15 protein-coding genes are annotated in these 20,564 nt (G+C 63.5%); 6 read left to right on the top strand and 9 right to left on the bottom strand.

What is annotated here, in order from left to right; genetic code table 11:
- Nucleotides 1–34: 34 nt before the first annotated feature.
- Both G4Y73_RS03765 and G4Y73_RS03760 read right to left on the bottom strand, forming a co-directional pair.
- A complete protein-coding gene (locus G4Y73_RS03765; protein WP_164229570.1) occupies nucleotides 35–910 on the bottom strand; it encodes a DMT family transporter in 876 nt (291 codons plus the stop codon).
- Entirely contained in the window at nucleotides 903–1,394 is a 492-nt protein-coding gene (locus G4Y73_RS03760) for a queuosine precursor transporter (protein WP_164229568.1), read from the bottom strand. Before G4Y73_RS03760 ends, G4Y73_RS03765 begins: the two co-directional genes overlap by 8 nt.
- 78 nt (nucleotides 1,395–1,472) lie before the next feature.
- On the opposite strand from G4Y73_RS03760, the gene G4Y73_RS03755 reads away from it, so the two are divergent.
- Together G4Y73_RS03755 and G4Y73_RS03750 are read left to right on the top strand one after the other, a co-directional pair.
- Nucleotides 1,473–2,471, top strand: coding sequence for an alpha/beta hydrolase (locus G4Y73_RS03755; RefSeq protein ID WP_164229565.1), 999 nt, complete (start codon nucleotides 1,473–1,475; stop codon nucleotides 2,469–2,471).
- 63 nt (nucleotides 2,472–2,534) lie between these two features.
- Nucleotides 2,535–4,859, top strand: a complete 2,325-nt coding sequence (locus tag G4Y73_RS03750) for an ATP-binding protein (RefSeq protein WP_164229563.1) — start codon at nucleotides 2,535–2,537, stop codon at nucleotides 4,857–4,859.
- On the opposite strand, the gene G4Y73_RS03745 is transcribed toward G4Y73_RS03750, so the two are convergent.
- Nucleotides 4,850–5,521, bottom strand: a complete 672-nt coding sequence (locus tag G4Y73_RS03745; RefSeq protein ID WP_164229561.1) for a 3-deoxy-D-manno-octulosonic acid kinase — start codon at nucleotides 5,519–5,521, stop codon at nucleotides 4,850–4,852. The two genes, G4Y73_RS03750 and G4Y73_RS03745, sit on opposite strands and share 10 nt — an antisense overlap.
- Nucleotides 5,522–5,557: 36 nt before the next feature.
- On the opposite strand from G4Y73_RS03745, the gene G4Y73_RS03740 reads away from it, so the two are divergent.
- Nucleotides 5,558–6,604, top strand: coding sequence for a glycosyltransferase family 9 protein (locus G4Y73_RS03740; RefSeq protein ID WP_164229559.1), 1,047 nt, complete (start codon nucleotides 5,558–5,560; stop codon nucleotides 6,602–6,604).
- On the opposite strand, the gene G4Y73_RS03735 is transcribed toward G4Y73_RS03740, so the two are convergent.
- From G4Y73_RS03735 to rpsO, 4 genes are all read right to left on the bottom strand, one after another.
- Nucleotides 6,605–8,950, bottom strand: coding sequence for an Ig-like domain-containing protein (locus G4Y73_RS03735; RefSeq protein ID WP_164229557.1), 2,346 nt, complete (start codon nucleotides 8,948–8,950; stop codon nucleotides 6,605–6,607).
- 86 nt (nucleotides 8,951–9,036) lie between these two features.
- Nucleotides 9,037–9,426, bottom strand: coding sequence for a DUF6165 family protein (locus tag G4Y73_RS03730; RefSeq protein WP_164229555.1), 390 nt, complete (start codon nucleotides 9,424–9,426; stop codon nucleotides 9,037–9,039).
- Between the two features lie 55 nt (nucleotides 9,427–9,481).
- Nucleotides 9,482–11,584 carry a polyribonucleotide nucleotidyltransferase gene (gene pnp, locus G4Y73_RS03725; RefSeq protein WP_164229553.1) on the bottom strand — a complete coding sequence of 701 codons (2,103 nt, stop codon included), beginning with the start codon at nucleotides 11,582–11,584 and terminating at the stop codon, nucleotides 9,482–9,484.
- Between the two features lie 94 nt (nucleotides 11,585–11,678).
- Nucleotides 11,679–11,948 (bottom strand): 30S ribosomal protein S15, encoded by a 270-nt coding sequence (rpsO, locus tag G4Y73_RS03720; RefSeq protein WP_164229551.1) that lies wholly within the window; start codon nucleotides 11,946–11,948, stop codon nucleotides 11,679–11,681.
- Nucleotides 11,949–12,260: 312 nt separating this feature from the next.
- Between rpsO and G4Y73_RS03710 the strand changes: the two genes are divergently transcribed.
- The 3 genes from G4Y73_RS03710 to G4Y73_RS03700 all read left to right on the top strand — a co-directional run bounded on the left by G4Y73_RS03710 (nucleotide 12,261) and on the right by G4Y73_RS03700 (nucleotide 16,996).
- The gene (locus G4Y73_RS03710) at nucleotides 12,261–13,868 is read left to right on the top strand and encodes a carboxyl transferase domain-containing protein (RefSeq protein ID WP_164229549.1); all 1,608 of its coding nucleotides are present in this window, start codon (nucleotides 12,261–12,263) and stop codon (nucleotides 13,866–13,868) included.
- A gap of 182 nt (nucleotides 13,869–14,050) precedes the next feature.
- On the top strand, nucleotides 14,051–14,845 hold the full coding sequence (locus G4Y73_RS03705; RefSeq protein ID WP_164229547.1) for an enoyl-CoA hydratase-related protein: 795 nt from the start codon (nucleotides 14,051–14,053) through the stop codon (nucleotides 14,843–14,845).
- A 177-nt stretch (nucleotides 14,846–15,022) separates the two neighbouring features.
- Entirely contained in the window at nucleotides 15,023–16,996 is a 1,974-nt protein-coding gene (locus G4Y73_RS03700; RefSeq protein ID WP_164229545.1) for an acetyl-CoA carboxylase biotin carboxylase subunit, read from the top strand.
- A gap of 28 nt (nucleotides 16,997–17,024) precedes the next feature.
- Here the strand turns inward: G4Y73_RS03700 and parC are convergent, their stop codons facing one another.
- Nucleotides 17,025–19,274: a DNA topoisomerase IV subunit A gene (parC, locus tag G4Y73_RS03695; protein WP_164229543.1), complete on the bottom strand. Its 2,250-nt coding sequence runs from the start codon at nucleotides 19,272–19,274 to the stop codon at nucleotides 17,025–17,027.
- 60 nt (nucleotides 19,275–19,334) lie between these two features.
- Complete coding sequence (locus G4Y73_RS03690) at nucleotides 19,335–20,417, bottom strand: helix-turn-helix domain-containing protein (protein ID WP_164229541.1); 1,083 nt, start codon at nucleotides 20,415–20,417, stop codon at nucleotides 19,335–19,337.
- Nucleotides 20,418–20,564: the final 147 nt, after the last annotated feature.

Genomic DNA, 20,564 nt, shown 5'->3' with positions numbered 1-20,564 from the left:
CTGAACCCTGAACCCCGAAACCTGAACCCTTCTTTCAAAACGCCACCATCACCCCCACGCCCGAGAAGGTCATCGCGATCCCGGCCACCCGGCGCCAGTTCATGTCCTCCTTCAGGAACAACCAGGCGAACAGCACGATGAAGGCGGCCGCGGTCTCGTTGAGCACCGAGGCCACGGAAGCCTGAGTCAGCTTGTAGCCGGCCAGCCACAGCATCATCGACAGGTAACTGCCCAGCAGACTGCCGACGACGATCATGCCCCAGGGCTGGGGCGAACGGTAGTGACGCGCAACGCGCTCCCAGCCACGGGTGACGTGCATGAACAACAGCATGCCGGTTGCGCCGGCGGCCAGGCGCACACCCATGGTCCACATGAACGACTGCGTTTCCAGCACCGGCTTGACCATGACGATACCGCAGGCCATCAGCAACACGGCCCCGGCGCCGAAGGCAACGCCCAGACGGATCGCGCGCAGGGACACGTCACGGCGGTTCTGGCGCCAGGTCACCAGCAGGATGCCGGCAAGCACCAGCAGGAAACCGAAGTATTGCCACCAGATCAGCATCTCGCCCAGAAACAGGATCGAGAGCAGGATGACGAAGGGGGAGTAAAGGCTCGCCACCACGCCAGTGCGCGAAGCGCCCATCAGGTTGAGCGCACGCAGGTACCAGGTATCGGCCACGGCAATGCCGACCACACCCGAAAGCATGACGATCAACCATTCCAGCGGCGAGTATCCGGGCCAGGCGAGGCCATCGACCAGCAAGATGGTCGGCACCATCAGCCCGGTCGCAAGCAGGTTCTTGAAGAGATTGAGCTCGAAGGCCGGCAGGGTCTCGCCCGAACGGCGGAACAGCACCACCGCCAGCGCCCAGCACGCGGCACAGGCGACCGAAAAGAACTCACCCACGTCGGGCGACCACGCGCCAGGGAAGCAGCAGCGCCAGCGCGATCGCTACCTTGACGCCGTAATCGCCGATGGCCAGAGTCACCCACGGCATGCTCGTGCCCCAGAAGGCCAGGGCAAAAAACAGGGCCGTGTCGACCAGCGAACCCAGCACGCTGGAGAACAAGGGCGGCTGCCACCAGGCACGCCCACGCAGGCGATCAAAAATGGCGACATCCATCAGCTGCGAGACCAGGAAGGCCGCACCCGAGGCCAGGGCGATCCTCGGGCTGGCCAGCCAGACCGAGGCCACCACCGCCAGGGCGAAACCAACGTAAACCACGCGGCGAGCCGCGCCGCTTCCGAAGCGACGATTGGTCAGATCGGTCACGAAATAGGACAACGGATAAGTCAGCGCACCCCAGGTCAACCAGTCGTTGACCGGAAACTGCACCAGGTAATTGGCACTGGCGACCACCAGCACCATGGCAAGGACGAGAAAGGGCATGCGCGTGTCGTGTCGAGTCGGAATGGGCGCCATTGTAGTGGTCCGGGCGACCATCGGAAATCTCCTGAATGATCGGGTATGCTCGTCCAGGGACTGTTGTACCGGGAGATCGAAACCGCCATGACCGCCTGGCTGCTACCGCTTGCCGCCGCCCTCGTCGTCGGCGCGATCGTGTTCTGGTGGCTCTGGCCCGGGCCGCTGGCCCGGCTGTTTCTCCTGCTGGAGCGCCGTCACGGACGGCTGCGTCGGCACCGGGTACAAGCGGCCGGTATCGACTGGCACGTGCTGGAGGGCGGGCACGGAGAACCCCTGATCCTCTTGCATGGCTTCAATGGCGATGGCTATCACTTTACCCGCATCGCCCGATTTCTCGATGGGCATTTCCGGATCATTGCCCCCGACCTGCCCGGCTTCGGCCAAACCCGTTTCGAAGGGGAACTCGACTTCCGCATCGAGCAGCAGGCTGAGCGGTTACTCGCCCTGCTCGACGAGATGGGCATCCACAACTTCTACCTCGGCGGCAGTTCCATGGGCGGCTACCTGGCCTGTGCGCTGGCGCGCCGGGTGCCCGAACGCGTTCGTGCGCAGTGGCTGCTGGCACCGGGCGGCCTGCAAACCACGCCGCTCTCGCCATTGTTTCAGGTGGTCTTCGAGGGCGGACACAACGCCCTCGTGGTCCGCAATCGCAAGGAATTCGGTCAACTGATGGACTACTGCTTCATCCGCCCCCCCTGGATCCCCCTACCCCTGGCGCGAGTACTCGCAGACCGCGCCGGCCGCCACGCGGTTCGCGCCCAGCGCATCTTCGACAGCATCCGCTTCGAGTCCACACCGCTCGAAGAGCTGGCCGACGGGCTCGACGTCCCGACCCTGATTGTCTGGGGACAAGTGGACCAGGTGCTGCATCCCGATGGCCTGGACATTCTGGCCGAACGGCTGGCCGACAATCAGACGCTGCTGTTGCCTGAAACAGGGCACCTGCCCATGCTGGAACGCCCGCGCGAAGTCGCCGAAGCCTGGCTGGCATTTGCCAGCAGGGCGGCTCGGCAATCCCGCCGCACGCTACCGGCCGAATGATGTATCTTCGATAGACGGGCCGAAAGGGGACGGACCGGCTTAATCGATTCAGAAGGAAAAGAAATGGCTCGACATGCAATCGCCCCCGAACGACTGCGCTGGCAGCCCGAAATAGAAAAGCTGCCCGCCGATTCAACTCGCGATCTGCCGGTCCTCGAAGGCACGCTGGGCCAGGAATCGGCCGCTGACGCGCTGCGCTACGGCATCACGCATCCAGGCCACAATCAGCACGTGTTCGTACGCGGACCGCGTGGGAGCGGCCGCGAACGCCTGGTCGAGAGCCAGTTCGGATCACTCAAGCCGAAAGCCCGTCAGTTTCGCGACTTCTGTTTCGTTCACAACTTCTCCAACCCCGACCGCCCGCATCTGATCACACTGCCGCGCGGCGAAGGCCGCTCGTTCCAGCGACAGATGCATCGCATGGCCTTGTTCATACGCGAGCGCCTGCCCGAGATTCTCGCCAATGACCCGATCCGGTCGCGTCGGGAAGCCCGACGCGAGACGGCCGAGCGCGACATCCGCGCCCTGCTGCGCCCGCTCGAAAGCAAGCTCGACGCCGAAGGCCTGGCCCTGGTGCGAAGCCAGGCGGGGCCCAATGCGCGGCTACAGGTGTCGATCAAACTCATGGGAAAACCGGTCTCCCAGGAAGAATTCCGCAATATGGTCGCGCGCAAGCAGGCCACCGAAGCCGACCGCAAGAAGATCGAGGCCCGGATCGCCACATTCGAAGATGAGCTGCAGAAAATTGCCCGCCAGATCCGCAAGAAATGGCAGCAGGCCCAGCAGCATATCGAACAGATTGATGTTGCCGAAACCGCGCGCATCCTGGGCGACATGACCAGCGAAATATCCGAACGATTCAAGGCGCCGGGCATCGATGCTTACCTGCGCGAAATCATCGACGACGTGCTGGAAAAGCGCATCGGGCACGAAACCAGCCAGCTCGCCGACCCGACCGTCCTCTATGGCGTCAACGTTCTCAATATGGGGGGCGACGACGAAGACCTGCCCCTGATCACGACCAATACGGTCACGCCGGCGAATCTCTTCGGAACCGTCGATCCGACCTGGCGCAGCGGCGACCGTGCCGTCGCTTCGTATCGGGGAATCCGCTCGGGCGCACTCATCCAGGCCGACGGCGGCTTCCTCGTTCTTGATGCCGAAGATCTGGTCAACGAGCCGGAAGCCTTTCGCCAGCTGCTGCGTATCCTCAGGGCTGGCGAGGTCGCGATCACTTCTCCGATCACCGACGCGAGCCATTCCTCACAGTCGCTCCGCCCCGAATCCGTGCCGGTCGATGTCGGCGTCATCCTGATCGGCGACCAGGCTGCCTATCGCCGCCTCGAAGCGATCACACCCGAGTTCACGCGCCGATTCCGACTGCTGGCTGACCTCGAGCTGACCATCCCCCGCGATGCCGAGAGCATGGAGCAGACCTGTCGATTCATGGCCAGCATGGTCCAGGAGCAATCGCTTCCTCCGCTGACCCGACCGGGACTCGCGGCCATGCTGGAGGTCAGCCACCGCCTGGCCGACCGAACGCAGCGGCTCACCACCCGGGTTGGCCAGTTGACGGATGTAGTCCGCGAAGCTGGCTTCATCGCCGGTCGTGACAACAGCCGGGAAATCAGCCGCGATCACGTGGATTCAGCGTTCGAGCACATCCGCCGCCGTGCCGGTGTTCAGTGGCTGAACCGGTTGCACGACGATATCGACTCCGAGCGCATCCGGCTGCGGGGCCGTTCGGCCGGGCAAGTCAATCTGGTGGTGAGCCAGCGCCAGTCCGACCTGTACTTCGGTGTGCCGACACGCCTGAGCATGGCCCTGGTGAAATCCCAATCCGCAAAGCTATCACTGGAATACGGCGCTCGTTCCGACCAGCCACGCCAGTTCCTGCTGCCGCTGCTGGGAGAGATGCTGCAGCTTTCCGGCGTACCATCGATCCAGGCCACCCTTTCGATCGCTGCCGACATCGATGCCGAGGACCTCGATGCCACACTCCTGGGCCAGGCCTGCGGGCTGGTCGCGACGCTTGCCGGGCTGTCGATGCGCCAGGATATCGCCGTCATCGGCGCACTTGACGCGCGCGGCCAGGTGATTGGCGTCGATCACGTCAATGAGCGCGTCGAGGGCTTCTTCGAGGCCTGCAAGCATGTCGGCCTCACCGGCAAGCAGGGCGTGATCATCCCGGCTGCCAACCAGAACCGGCTGGCGCTCGACAAATCGGTCGTCAAGGCCTGCACCAACGACCAGTTCCATGTCTATGGCGTGGCCGGCATCGGCGAAGCGCTGGAACTGCTGACCGGCAAGCCGGCAGGCACCTGGAAGGAAAACGCCTTTAGTGCCGACTCCGTCCTGGAACGAGCGCGAGAAGCGCTTCAGCCCTGACTCAGTTCCCTCCGATGACCGGCGATTCCGAGCTTGTCGAGTGAGCGCTCGAGCCGGGCCAGCATGCGATCAGGTCTGACCGGTCCCGGGCGAATGCGGGCTCGGTCGAAGTCGATCACGAACCACTGGCCGTGTGCGTCGATCAACAGGTTGTGGGCATTGAGATCGGCATGCACCACCCCGGCCCGGAAAAAACGTGCAAGGGTCTCGCCCAGGCGCTGCCAATCGCCGGCATCGAGATCATTGCCGATCTCGCCCAGGCTGTGTGCGCCCTCGATCAGGCGGGTCAGCAGTGCCGCCCGCGCGGTCAGGCCGAGGCGCTCGCAGCCAACCATGAGCGGCCGCGGCACGGGCAGGCCCTGTTGATGCAGGCGTTCGAGGACGCGCCACTCGCGAAAGCCGCGGCTGCGCTGATAGCCGGTGAACAGGTAGCGATCGCGGCTGATGCGGGCGATCTGCCCGCCGCGCAGGTAGCGGCGCAGGACGGCCGGACCGGCGGCGGTGCTCACGGCCAGCGCCTGGCCACGGCCGCCGAACTCGGCCAACACGGCATCACGCTGGCGCCAGAAATCGGGCGCCAGCCATTCCGGACTGATGACATCGAGCACCGAGGGGTCGTATAGAATACGGGTGGCGCCCGCTTGCAGTTGCGCTTCCGGCATTTTTCTTCTCTGCCCTCGGTATTCCGGATTCCTGTTGTGCCCGAAACGAGCCGCTACGAACGTCCCCGCTCCATCTGCCTGTTGCGCCTGTCGGCGCTGGGTGACGTATGCAACACCGTCCCGCTGGCTCGAGCGCTGACACAGACCTGGCCCGAGACCCGGCTGACCTGGGTGATCGGGCGCTCCGAACACCGACTGGTTCACGACCTGCCCGGGGTGGAGTTCATTGTATTCGACAAGCACGGCCGTTTGCGGGGCTTCCCGGCGCTGAAGAACCAGGTGAAGGGACGCTGCTTCGATGTCCTGCTGCTGACCCAGACTTCACAGCGCGCCGCACTGGCGTCCATGCTCGTCCGGGCCGGGCGCCGCGTCGGTTACGACCGGCCGCGTTCGCGGCCCGGTCACGGTCTGGTCATCAACGAACGCATCGCCGCCGTGCCCTTTCAGCACCAGACCCGCGCCTATCTTGAATTCGCCCGTCACCTGGGGGCCGATGTCGGGAATGTCGATCGGCGGCTGCCGGTTCCCGATCAGGCGCGAGAGTTTGCCCGGCATCATCAACCGGAAGCCGGACAAGCCGTGATCATCAGCCCGGCCTCCAGCCACGTCCGACGCAACTGGCACGCGGCGGGCTATGCCGAGGTCGCCGACTGGGTCATCGAGAAGACTGGCCGACCGGTGATTCTGATGGGCGGACCGTCCGGGACGGAGCGGATGCTGGCCGAAGCAATCGAGACGCGGATGCGTCAGCGCCCGATCAACCTGGTCGGGCAGGACACGCTCAAACAGGCGCTGGCGATGTTCGAGCGTGCGGCCTGCGTCATCTCGCCCGACTCGGGTCCGGCCCACTTCGCCGATGCCATGGGCACGCCCGTGGTCGGGCTCTATGCCGCAACCTGGGCCCGCCGCAGCGGCCCGCTCGACAGCCTGGCCCATACCGTGGACCGCTTCGCAGAGGCCGCTCAGCAACTCGCCGGAAAGCCCCCGGAAAAGCTGCGCTGGGGCAAGCGCATCGAAAAACCCGGGGTGATGGACCTGATCACCCCGGACATGGTTATCGAACGGCTAGCAGCTGTTCTCTGATCACCAGCCGACGCACTCAGTCCCGGCACCTTCGCTCGACTCGCCCTCTGCCACCCGATCGACCGAGACGTTGGCCGTTGCCGTGGCCCCGTGCGGGTCGCTGATGGTGTAGCGGAAGCGGTTGCGCCCGTTGCAGGAATCGGTGATTCGGAAGGTAATCGTGCCGTCCTCGTTGATCGTGTAGTCGGCCGGCACGCCATACCACTGAACGACCTCGATGATTTCCAGCGGATCGCCATCCGGATCGAAGTCGTTGGCCAGTACATCGACCGTCACGGCCTCGCCCACCGTGGTGGTTGCTTCGTCGGGATTGGCGACCGGCGCACGGTTGGCGAACACCACCTCGATGCTCACCGTGCCCGAAGCCTCGCCACCGCGCCCGTCGCTGACGGTGAATGAAAAACTGTCGCTGCCGAAGAACTCGGCTTCCGGCTGGTATCGCAACACGCCACCCGACTCCGTCACGGTGCCGTTACTCGGCTGCGCGAAGCCGGCAATGCTCAACGCATCACCGTCGGGGTCGCTGGCTTCGGCCAGCACGTCGATATCGATGGGCTGATTGCGCTGGGTCGAAACGCTCAGGTCGCCGACAACGGGCGGCTGATTGGGAGACTCCACGGTGACGCTGACGTTGGCACTTGCCTGGCCGCCAAAGCCGTCGTCGATGGTGTAGCTGAAGCTGTCACTGCCGATGAAGCCTTCATCCGGCGTGTACAGCAGTTGGCCTCCGCTGACAGTTACCTGGCCATTGCCTGGTTCACCCACCGACACGATCGTGAGCGTATCGCCATCGGCATCGCTGTCGTTGGCGAGCACATCGAGCGCATTGTCGATCGAGTCAACTTCGACGCTGAACTGATCGTCAGTGGCCTGCGGTGCCTCGTTAGCGAACTCGATCTCGCCCTCGGTCACGCTGGTCGTGCTCTCCTGGTAGCGATAGTAATCCACTATGCGCTTGTGTCGGACCGGGTTGCGCAGCGCGCGCCGAATCCAGGGCGCCTCGACCGGCACTTCGACCTGACGGAGTTCGGTGGCCGGCTCGTCCGGCCCGACGGTCACCGTTTGAGTGCTGGTGCGCTCGGTCACGAAGCTGATCTCAACACGGCGATTGCGGCTGCGATTCTCTTCGCTGTCGTTGGGGAAGCGTGGCTCGGTCTCGCCTTCGCCCCGCCAGTCGATCTGCCCGGATTCGACGCCGCGGGCAGTCAGGTAGTCGACCACCGAGCGAGCGCGCCGCTCGCTCAGACCCTGGTTATATTCCTCGGTGCCGATATCGCAGGTGTGTCCCACGATCTGGATGTCGCCCACCAGGCCGGCATCGTCGATTACGGCCAGGATTTCATCGAGCGTATTCTCGGCAGCAGGCTTGAGCACCGATTTGTCGAAATCGAAAGTCGTGCGATCGGTCAGCGTCACTTCATTGACCGTGACGCGCTCCTCCGTACGTGGTTCGCCGGGCACTTCGACTTCGACATCGCGATACTGACGAGCGGGACGGAAGGAACTGCTCGCTCCGCCGAAGCTGAAGCTGTAAACCACGCTGCCACGCAAATCGTTGTCGTCGATGACGAAATCACCGTCCTTGTGCGCATAGCTGGTGCGGAAACTCAAACCGTGCGGCGAATTGTGAAAGCGCTTGTCCAGCGATAGCGAGGCCGTCAATTGCGACGAGCTGAAATCACCTTCCTCATAGTCCAGACCGCCTCGCAGGCGAATCAGGGGGTCTTCGAAAAAGCGTTCGGCGCGCAGGCCCAAGCCCCTTTCGTAGGGCTCTTCAAACCACTCGGTGACGGTCTCGATGGCATCGACACGCGTGAAATCGCGACCGTTGATCTCTCCGGAAACCAGCCGATCCTCGATCGAAATCGTACGATCGACCATTCGTTCATCGGACAGGGCCGCCATACCGTAGCCGGAGAAGGCCCAGTTGCGGCCTTCCCAGCCGGCGCCAAAGGTCAGCTTGCGGTCCTCGAACTGGTTCTGGTCGGCGGCGATGAACAGCTTGGCGACATTGCCGTCGGTATAGACCGGGCCGTCCGGGCCTTCCTCGGAGGATTCGTTGACCAGCCAGTGATAGTTGAGCTTGATCCCGCCGGCACCCTCAGTGCCGAGCCAGCCGTCGCCAATGAAGCTGGAACGCTGCGACTCGTACAGGGCCGCCTGGAACTCGCCAATGACGTCGAACTCGCTGTCGAGCCCGATGCCGATGCGATAGCGGTCACCAATGAAATGAAACGTGGTCGTACCCGCTCCGGAGCGGGATTCCTCGTCCGGCTCGACCTGGGCAGCCGAAACCGTGATCAGGCCGGTCGCCAATAGGACCGAAAGTATCAGTTTGCGCAGCATCGCTATGCCCCTGCCGAGAGTCAGACCGACAATTCTAACGCTGAATCGTGAAAACTGCACAGAATGTTCGTGCACTACACGGCCGTCTAGCGATAGCTGGAGTAGGACTTTTCTTCGCGGATATCCGAGCCCAGCGCTTCGTTGATGCGCTTCTTGATCGCGGCCCGTTCGTCGTTGCGAATGTAGACCGAGCGCGCCAGCTGGACGAAATCCTCGCCGAAATCGCTCCGGCTTTCGTGGCTGCGGATGGCATTCTCGATGTCCCAAAGCGCCTCGTTGACGCGCCGCAATGCCAGGCGAAATTCAGCAACGACCTCGTCGTCAACACCGGCCTGCTTCCAGACCTGCGAAAGCAACGCATGCTCGCGTTCGATATAGGCCCGCTTGGCCGCATCGTCGATGCGCTCGAGCTTGATCTCGAGGATGGCGAGCTTGTCGAGCAGCTCACCGGGAGAGACGGGAATCAGCAGTTCCATACGTCGTTCTTCTCGATTGCGACTGCCCGGAGTCCGGGCAGCCGCCGATTTTCGATCAGGACTGCGCTTCTTCTTCCTTGAGCGCCTTCATGCTCAGACGGATGCGGCCCTGCTTGTCAACCTCGAGCACCTTGACCTTGACCTTCTGGCCTTCATGGAGTTCGTCGGTGACGTTCTCGACACGCTCGTCGGAGATCTGCGAGATGTGCACCAGGCCGTCCTTGCCGGGCAGGATGGTCACGAACGCACCGAAGTTCATGATCTTGGTGACCGTGCCTTCGTAGACCGTCCCCACTTCGACATCAGCGGTGATCTGTTCGATCATGCGGCGCGCCTCGTCGGCGGCTGCCTGGTTGACGGAGGCAATGGTGACCGTGCCGTCGTCCTGGATGTCGATGGTGGTACCGGTCTCCTCGGTGATCTGGCGGATGGTCGAGCCGCCCTTGCCGATCACGTCGCGGATCTTGTCCGGATGCACCTTCATGGTGAACAGGCGCGGTGCGTACTCGCTCATTTCCTCGCGCGGCTTGCCGATGACCTGGTTCATCTGCTCGAGGATATGACCGCGGCCGGCATTGGCCTGCTTGAGGGCGACTTCCATGATCTCCCTGGTGATGCCGGTGATCTTGATGTCCATCTGCAGGGCAGTAATGCCGTCGGCGGATCCGGCCACCTTGAAATCCATGTCGCCGAGGTGATCTTCGTCGCCGAGAATGTCGGTGAGCACGGCAAAACGATCGCCGTCCTTGATCAGGCCCATAGCGATACCGGCGACCGGTGCCTTGATCGGCACCCCGGCATCCATCATCGCCAGTGACGAACCACAAACAGTCGCCATGGAGCTCGAACCGTTGGATTCGGTCACTTCCGAGACGATGCGCAGGACGTAGGGGAATTCCTCACCCTTCGGAACGACGGCGGCTAGAGCACGTTTGGCCAGCTTGCCGTGGCCAATCTCGCGACGCTTCGGGCCGAGCATGAAGCTGGTCTCGCCGACGCAGAACGGGGGGAAGTTGTAGTGGAGCATGAACTGCTCCTTGTACTCGCCCTCGATGGCATCGATGATCTGCGCGTCGCGGCCGGTCCCCAGCGTGACGACGCACATGGCCTGGGTCTCGCCGCGGGTGAAGATGGCCGAACCGTGGGTACGCGGGAAGACGCTGACTTGCATGTCGAGCGGACGCACGGTGGTCAGGTCACGACCGTCGATCCGGTTCTGGCCGGCCAGGATGCGCTCCCGCACCAGCTTCTTCTCGATACCGGCGAAGGCGTCGGAGACGTCGTCGCTGCTCAGCGCATTCTCGTCATCGTCACTGCAGAGCTGCTCGATAACGCGGTTCTTGACTTCGGAGATGGCGTCGCGGCGCTGCGGCTTGTCGGTCAGGTCATAGGCTTTCTCCAGACCGTCGCCGATGGCGCTCTTGACCTTGTCTTCGAGCCCTTCCGGCGCTTCAGGCGCCTGCCAGTCCCACTTGGGCTTGCCAGCCTCGGCCGTAAGCTCCTCGATCGCCTTGATGGCCACCTGCATCTGCTCGTGACCGAAGGTCACTGCACCGAGCATCTGCTCTTCGGAGAGCTGGTCGGCCTCGGATTCAACCATCAGCACGGCATCGGCGGTACCGGCAACCACCAGGTTCAGGCTCGACTCTTCGAGCTGGGTGGTGGTCGGGTTGACCACGTACTCGTTGTTGATGAAACCGACCCGGGCACCACCGATCGGGCCCTGGAACGGCGCGCCGGACAGCGACAGCGCCGCCGAAGCGCCGATCATGGCGGGGATGTCGGCATCCACTTCGGGATTGGACGACATCACGGTCGCGATGACCTGGGCTTCGTTGAGAAAGCCCTTGGGGAACAGCGGACGAATGGGTCGGTCGATCAGGCGCGAGGTCAGGGTGTCCTTCTCGGTCGGACGCCCTTCGCGCTTGAAGAAGCCGCCCGGAATGCGGCCGGCGGAATAATACTTTTCCTGGTAATTGACGGTCAGCGGGAAAAAGTGCTGACCCGGCTTGGCTTCCTTGCGCACCACGGCAGTCACAAGGACCACGGTATCGGCCATGGTCACCAGCACGGCACCATCGGCCTGGCGTGCGACGTGCCCGGTTTCGAGCGTCACGTCGTGCTCGCCGAATTTGAACGTCTTGCTGAACTTATCCACTTCACTCACTCCACTTTGCACTTGCAATAGAAAACACCCCGGATCAGCTCATGGGCCGCCGGGGTGTCGTTTTCAATCGGGCAGAAACCGCGCTTTAACGGCGCAGGCCAAGGCGCTCGATCAGGTTTCGATAGCGCTGGATGTCCTTCTTCTTGACGTAGTCCAGCAGCGAACGGCGCTGATTGACGAGCTTGAGCAGCCCCCGACGGGAGTGATGGTCCTTCTTGTGATTCTCGAAGTGCCCGGTCAGATCCTGGATGCGCGCAGTCAATAGCGCAACCTGAACTTCCGGGGAACCCGTATCACCCTCGGCGAGCTGGTGTTCCTTGACAACCTGGCTCTTTTCTTCAGCGGTCAGAGTCATTTTCAAACTACTCCTGAAACAGTTCGGTAGGGCGACCGGGCTTTTCCAGAAAACCCCCTGGGCGGACCCCAGGCCGGGCTTTGTGCAAAAGCCCCAGTCGCCAGATTTCATTAAGCCCGGCATTATAACCGCCCCCGAGAGGCCGGAGCAACCAGTTTTCAGGCTTCAGGATTCCCGCCCACAGCCGAACCAGCCGAACCAGCCAACCAGCCAACCAGCCAACCAGCCAACCAGCCAACCAGCCAACCAGCCAACCAGCCAACCAGCCAACCAACACGCTACAATTACTGCCTTTGACCAACCGGAGCGCCCATGCCCCGCCTGGACAGCCACGTCAACCGCAAGGATGCGGATTTCGTCGCGCGCGACGAGCACCATCGAAATCTCGCCGCTGAATTGCGGGAAAAGCTCGAGCAGACCGCACTGGGCGGGCCAGAGAAGTCGCGCGAAAAGCACGAGGGCCGCGGCAAGCTGCTGCCACGCGAGCGCGTGCGCACCCTGCTCGACCCCGGCAGTCCGTTCCTGGAGGTCGCGCCGCTGGCGGCCAACGGCATGTACGAAGATGCCGCGCCCGGCGCGGGCGTGATTGCCGGCGTGGGGCGCGTCAACGGCGTCGAGTGCATGGTCGTGGCCAACGACGCCACGGTGAAGGGCGGCACCTACTACCCGATCACGGTCAAGAAGCACCTGCGCGCCCAGGAGATCGCCCTGGAAAACCACCTGCCCTGCATCTACCTGGTCGACTCCGGCGGCGCCTTTCTGCCGCTGCAGGACGAGGTTTTCCCGGATCGCGACCACTTCGGTCGCATTTTTTACAATCAGGCCCGGCTGTCGGCCAGGAATATCCCGCAGATCGCCGTGGTGATGGGCTCTTGCACTGCCGGCGGCGCCTACGTGCCGGCGATGTGCGACGAGGCGATCATCGTCAAGGAGCAGGGCACGATCTTTCTCGGCGGCCCGCCGCTGGTCAAGGCCGCCACCGGTGAGGAGGTCGACGCCGAAACACTGGGGGGTGCAGACGTACACACGCGCCTGTCCGGCGTGGCCGACCATTTCGCCGAAAACGACACCCATGCGGTGGCCACCGCGCGCGAGCTGGTCGGCAACCTCAATCGCCCCGAACCGGCCTTCGGGCCCAGCGAGGACCCAAGCGAGCCAGCGTATCCCGCCGATGACATCTACGGCATCCTGCCCGACGACACCCGCTACCCCTTCGAGGTACGCGAGATCATCGCGCGCATCGTCGACGGCTCGGAGTTCACGGAATTCAAGGCCCGCTACGGCACGACACTGATTTGCGGCTTCGCCGCCATTCACGGCTACAAGGTCGGCATTGTCGCCAACAACGGCATCCTGTTCTCCGAGTCGGCGCTGAAGGGTGCGCACTTTATCGAGCTGTGCAATCAGCGCAACATCCCGCTGGTTTTTTTGCAAAACATCACCGGCTTCATGGTCGGCAAGAAGTACGAGCAGTCGGGCATCGCCCGCGACGGGGCCAAGATGGTCACCGCAGTGGCCTGCTCGCACGTGCCCAAGTTCACGGTCGTCATTGGCGGCTCCTTCGGCGCCGGCAATTACGCCATGTGCGGCCGCGCTTACCAGCCGCGATTTTTGTGGATGTGGCCGAACGCCCGCATCTCAGTAATGGGCGGCGACCAGGCCGCCAGCGTACTCGCCACCGTCAAGCGCGATGCGCTGGAAGCGCGCGACGAGGAGTGGCCGGAAGCCGAGGAAGAAAAGTTCAAGGCACCGATTCGTGACCAGTATGAACAGCAGGGTCACCCGTATTACGCCACGGCCAGACTCTGGGACGACGGCATCATCGACCCGGTCGACACTCGCCGCGTCCTTGGCCTGGCCATCGCCGCTTCGGCCAACGCGCCGATCGAACGAGAACGCTTCGGCGTCTTCCGGATGTAAGAAATCAACTATCCACAGATGAACACAGATAAACACAGATTAAAGAACGAGAGACGCGCCAGGAGCCTCGCTTCGGGTCGCTATCGACTATTCGTTTACGCGCCCGTTTCCAATTTCTTTCTTTATCCGTGTTCATCTGTGTTCATCTGTGGACAATTCATTTTTTGAATCAAGTACCCGCCATGACTGAACTATTGAAACTCGACATCGACGACCGCGGCGTGGCCACGGTGACGCTCAATCGGCCCGACGTGCACAATGCCTTCAACGCCGAGCTGGTGGCCGATCTTTCGGAGACCTTCGACAAGGTCGCCAGCGACGGCGCGCGGGCGATGATCCTCACCGGTGAAGGTCATTCCTTCTCTGCCGGGGCCGATCTGAACTGGATGCGCGCCATGGCCGAGGCTTCCGAGAACGAAAACCGCAACGACGCCCGGCGCCTGGCGGCCATGCTGCGCAAACTCGACCAGCTGCCCTGCCCGACCATTGCTCGGGTCAATGGTCACGCCTTCGGCGGCGGCGTCGGGCTGATCGCCTGCTGCGACCTGGCCGTGGCGCTGGAAACCGCCAAGTTCGGCCTGACCGAAGTGCGTCTGGGCCTGGCGCCGGCGACCATCGCGCCGTTTGTGATTCCGCGCATCGGCGTCAACAACGCCCGCCACTACATGCTGACCGGTGAACGCATCGATGCCGAACGCGCTGTACGCATCGGACTTGTCAGCGACACCGTACCCAACGGCCAGCTCGACGGCCACGTGGCCGACCTGGTCGATCTGCTGCTCGCCGGCGGCCCACACGCCCAGGCACACTGCAAGGAACTGATCCACAGGATTGCCAGCGGTCAGCACGACGAGGCCGAAACCGACCGCCGCACCTCCGAACTGATCGCGGCCCTGCGCGTCTCGCGCGAAGGTCAGGAAGGTCTCAATGCCTTCCTCGAAAAGCGCAAGCCTTCGTGGATTGCGGGCGATTCCTGAAAAACCTATTTGTCCACAGATGAACACAGATAAACACAGATTGAAATCAACAAGAGGCAAGCTGGAAGTGACAGGTGGGGTAGCTATCGCGTCGACGCTCCAGCGCCCTTACCAGGACTTTTCTTTTATCTGTGTTCATCTGTGTTCATCTGTGGACAATTTTATTATTGGGTGACCATGTTCAAGACCGTCCTGATTGCCAACAGAGGCGAGATCGCCTGCCGCATCATTGCCACCTGTCGCCGCCTGGGTGTGGAGACCGTGGCCGTCTATTCCGATGCCGACGCCAATGCACGGCACGTGCGCCTGGCCGACCGGGCCGTGCATATCGGGGCCGCGGCGGCACGCGAGTCCTACCTGGACATCGATCGCATCATCCAGGCAGCGAAGGACACAGGCGCTGAAGCCATTCATCCCGGCTACGGCTTCCTGGCCGAAAATGCCCGCTTTGCCCGCAAGCTTCGCGATGCCGATCTCATCCTGATCGGGCCGTCCCCGGAAACCATGGACCTGATGGGCTCCAAGGCTGCAGCCAAAGCGAAGATGGAAGCCGCCGAGGTGCCGCTGATTCCCGGCTACCACGGCGACGACCAGGACGACGACACGCTTCTGGAAGAAGCCGAACGCGTCGGCTTTCCGCTGATGCTGAAAGCGGCGGCCGGCGGCGGCGGCAAGGGCATGCGTGTGGTGCATTCCAAAGACGACTTTGACGAAGCACTGAAGGCCGCCCGGCGCGAGGCCTCCGGTGCCTTTGGCGACGAGCGCATGATCATCGAGCGCTACCTGCCCACCCCCCGCCATATCGAAGCGCAGGTATTCGCCGATACCCACGGCAACACCGTGCACCTGTTCGAGCGCGACTGCTCCAGCCAGCGCCGCCACCAGAAGATCATCGAGGAAGCCCCGGCCGCCAGGCTCGACGACGAGGTTCGCCAGAGCCTGCTGGCCGCCGCCGTGCGCGCGGCCGAGGCTGTCGACTACGTCGGTGCCGGCACGGTCGAGTTCCTGGTCGACGGCGACGAGTTCTTCTTCCTGGAAATGAACACGCGCCTGCAGGTCGAGCACCCGGTGACCGAATGCATCACTGGCCTCGACCTGGTCGAATGGCAGCTCCGCGTCGCCGCGGGCGAGGAACTCCCCCTCAAACAGGACGACATCCGCGCGACCGGCCACGCCATGGAAGCGCGCATCTACGCCGAGGATCCCGATCAGGGTTTCGTGCCCTCGACCGGACGAATCGATGCGCTGGTGCTACCCGAGAGCAGTCGGGTGCGCGTCGACTCAGGCGTGGACACTGGCGACGAGGTCAGCATGCACTACGACCCGATGATCGCCAAACTGATCGTCCACGACAGCACCCGCGAGGCCTGCCTGGCGCGCCTCAACCAGGCCCTCGCCGCCAGCTTCATCGCCGGCCCGACCACCAACCTGGGGTTTCTCCAGGCCCTGGCCGGCTCGCAGGTGTTCACGGATGCGGCCATCGATACCGGCCTGCTCGATCGCGAGCTTGCAACCATCCTGGACGCCGGCGAACCACCGCTGGACACCCTGGCGGCGGCCGCCGGCCGCTGGCTGCTGATGCAGGAGTCACATGCGACCGGGAATACGCCCTGGGACACATGCGATAGCTGGCGCCTGGGGGAGCCGGCCACGCGTTCACTCGATATCGAGAGCGCAGACCAGCGCCTCACCGTCGAGGCGACCGGATTTGCTGGCGACTATCGCTTGCAGATCGACGGTGAGACCCACCCGGTCCGCATCCAACAGTTATCCGGCACCGAGTTCAGCCTGACCCTGGACGGCCAGGCGCGCCGAGCGCAGATCCACGCCGCCGGCGAACACCGCCTGGAGGTCTGCCTCGACAGGCGCCGCTGGCCCGTCATTCGCCACGCCCGCTTCGAAGCCGCGGTCGACAGCAGCGCCAGCGACGGCCGCCTGCTCGCCCCCATGCCCGGCAAGATCCTCGAGATCCGCGTCGAACCCGGCCAGGCCGTCAGCGAAGGTGAAACCCTGCTGATCATGGAAGCGATGAAGATGGAACTGGCGATCAAGGCGCCGATGGATGGGGCCGTCTCCCAGATCGCCGTTAGCGCCGATGACATTGTGGAAGCAGATGCATTGTTGTTGGAGATCGAAGCCGGGGATCAGTGATCTAGGTGTGATCTCTCAGTAGGTTGTCTTAATCCGCCAGCGTCAGCCTCGTCACCTTCTGGAAACCCCGCGGTAGCTTCTTGCCGCGCTGGGCGCGCTCGCCCCAGTAGTTTTCGGTGTCGTTCCAGCCAAGCCGCAGGTAGCGCTGACCGGCCCACACCAGGCAGTCTTCGCCGGCGGCGATGACGATGGCGCCGGCCATCTTCTCGCCGGCCTTTTTCGCCTTGGGCGGGATATTGATCAACTTGTTGCCCTTGCCCTTGGACAGTTCAGGCACTTCGGACAGGTAGAAGGCCAGCAGGTAGCCCTCGCTGGTAGCGCAGACGATCACGGCTTCCTCGTCTTCGGTCACCGGCGCGATGGGCAGCACGTCCGAACCGGCCGGCACGGTGAGCATCTGCTTGCCGGCCTTCTGGCGGGTGTGCAGGTTTTCCAGCTGGGTGACGAAACCATAGCCGGCGTCACTGGCCAGCAGCACGCGTTCTTCGGGTGCGCCGATGGCCAGGCTGCGGAAGACAGCATCGGACTTCGGACTGAAACGGCCGGTCAGTGGTTCACCCAGGCTGCGAGCCGAGGGCAGCTCGTGGGCGATCAATGAATAGCTGCGGCCGGTGGAATCGAGGAAGCAGGCCGTCTGCGTGCTACGGCCACGGACGGCGGCCAGGAACTCGTCGCCGGCGCGATAGTTGAGTTCCTCGGGCTTGATATCGTGGCCCTTGGCGGCGCGCACCCAGCCGTTGTCGCTCAGCACCACGGTGACCGGCTCGGATGGAACCAGGTCGGTTTCCTTCAGGGCCTGGGCGGCGGCACGTTCGACGATCTGGGAACGGCGTTCGTCGCCGTAGGCCTCGGCGTCTTCGAGCAGTTCGTCGCGAATCAGGCGAGTGAGTTTCTTGGGCGAATCGAGGATCTCCTCGATCTGCTTGCGCTCGTCCTCGAGTTTGTCCTTTTCGCCCTGGATCTTCATTTCCTCGAGCTTGGCCAGGTTGCGTAGCTTGAGTTCGAGGATGGCTTCCGCCTGGGTGCCGGTCAGGCCGAAGCGTTCCATCAGGACGGGTTTGGGCTCGTCCTCGCTGCGAATGATGTGAATGACCTCGTCGATGTTGAGGTAGGCGATCAACAGGCCGTCGAGAATATGCAGGCGATCGACCACCTGGTCGAGACGGTGCTCCAGGCGCCGGGTGACGGTCTGACGCCGGAATTCGAGCCACTCGATCAACAGGTCCTTGAGATTGCGCACGCCGGGCCGGCCGTTGAGGCCGATGACGTTGAGGTTCATGCGTGCGCTCTTTTCCAGGTCGGTGGTCGCGAACAGGTGATCCATGAGCTGATCGAGGTCGACCCGGTTGCTGCGCGGCACGATGACCAGGCGGGTGGGATGCTCGTGGTCGGACTCGTCGCGCAGGTCGGTAACCCAGGGCAGCTTCTTGGCCTGCATCTGCCCGGCGATCTGCTCGAGCACCTTGGCCGGCGAGGCCTGGTGCGGCAGGGCCGTGATGATGATTTCCTCACCTTCCCGCTCCCACCTGGCGCGCTGGCGGATGCCGCCGGAGCCGGTTTCGTAGAGGTTGAGCAACTCCTCTCTCGAGCTGATGATTTCCGGCCCACCGGGAAAGTCAGGTGCCGGGATGTGCTCACACAACTCGGCCACGGTGGTCTTCTTCGGCGCCTCGAGCAGGCGAATGCAGGCCGAGACCACCTCACGCAGGTTGTGCGGGGGAATATCGGTGGCCATGCCCACGGCGATCCCCTGGCCGCCGTTCAAGAGCACGTTGGGCAGACGGGCGGGCAGCAACTTGGGTTCTTTCAACGTGCCGTCGAAGTTGGGCACCCACTCGACCGTGCCCTGCCCCAGTTCGGCCAGCAGGTTCTTCGCGTAGGGCGCCAGACGCGACTCGGTATAGCGCATGGCCGCAAAGGACTTGGGATCGTCGGGCGAGCCGAAGTTGCCCTGCCCGTCGACCAGCGGATAGCGATAGGAAAAGGGCTGAGCCATCAGCACCATGGCCTCATAGCAGGCCGAGTCGCCGTGAGGATGGAATTTACCGATCACATCGCCGACCGTTCGGGCCGACTTCTTGTGCTTGGAAGCTGCCGAAAGCCCCAGCTCGCTCATGGCGTAGACGATGCGCCGCTGCACGGGCTTGAGGCCGTCGCACAAGTTGGGCAGGGCGCGGTCAAGCACGACATACATTGCGTAGTCGAGGTAGGCGCGCTCGGCGTAGGTGCGCAGGGGTTGCTGTTCGAAGTCGCCGGTTACGGGTTTGATTTCACTCATGGCGACGAATTGTCGCCGATGACGCCTACGGCTGCCACAGTTCGTGGCAGCAGAACCGGATTAATGCGTCAGGTTGACCCCGCGAGCTGCCGTATCCAGCCAGGCAATCACTTCCCCGTCCTGCAGGAATTCGATTCGATCCAGGTCGGGGTTGTGGCGCAGGGCGATACCCGCTCTGCCGTCCAGTTCCAGCGGCACGCCGCCGGCCATGCGAATGGAGTTGGTGCCGAGATCGAGGCCGACATCGAACTGGCCCCTCATCCAGAGCCCGCGCCGGCCGTGGGTGTGTCGGTCGAATTCGATGCCGGTGTCGTAGTAGCCGGCGCCCGGCTGCCCGGCCAGGCGCAGACCGGCCATCCAGCTGCCGTCCATGCCGGGTGCCCACCATCGGTGGTCATCGGAAAGGGGGCCGGTCTGGACCTGCAGCCCGGCGCTGCCCGTGTAGGCCTTGTTCTGAACGTTCAGGCCGATCAGATAGGAACGCTCGTCTCCCATGTCGTAGGTTTCGATATTGCTGCCGATGGCGGCACCCGAGCCGTAGGCAAACACGTCGGCGTGGTAGGCGGCCGCCCAGCCCGCGCCACGCTTGCGCAGATTGACGATGCTGCCGACCGCATCACCGCGATCATGATTGGTATCGAGGTTGACGAAGAAGGCCAGCGGATATGAGGTGGTATCCGGCGGCACGTCGTTGTGTTGCTGCAGGCTCATCAGCGTGTGCGTGTAGCCGGTGTCGCCGGGATTGGGTGCGTTGTTGTAACGGCGGTAGTCCAGCGGTGCATTGATTGGCATGAACTGTTCCGGGTCGGCGCTCCCGGCCGCCTGATCGTCGACGAACAATGCTTCCTGCGGTCCGATCTCGATATGCGCCCAGTGCGGGAAGGGAAAATCGGCCACCGCCCAGGCCAGACCGGCGCAAAGGGCGGTTACCGCAACGGCCGCCCGCCAGGGGAACTGCCAAGGCAGCCCGCGACTGCCCTGCGTGCGGACGAAGCCATCAAGATCACGCCTGAGAATGCGCCGGCAACGCCCGATACCCACTTCGGCCAACCGGCCGGCGGCGATTTCGGCCTCGATATCGGCCGTTGAAACGCGCAGCACTTCGGCCGCTTCATCCAGGGTCAGAACGGGACGAATGTTCATGGCGCTTGACTCCGTTTCCAGTCCGGGCTGAGCCCAAGGCTAGCACGCACGCTTCAGTCAACCCGGCCTTGAGCCGGGATCCCGCACCTGCCCTCTGTCATCGCAGCATTGAGCCGGGATCTCGCACCGGCCTCCTGTCATCCCGGC

This window comes from Wenzhouxiangella sp. XN201 (assembly GCF_011008905.1).
Classification (GTDB): domain Bacteria; phylum Pseudomonadota; class Gammaproteobacteria; order Xanthomonadales; family Wenzhouxiangellaceae; genus Wenzhouxiangella.
Note: the sequence above shows the minus strand (reverse complement) of the source record. Positions and strands in the feature narration are given on the sequence as shown.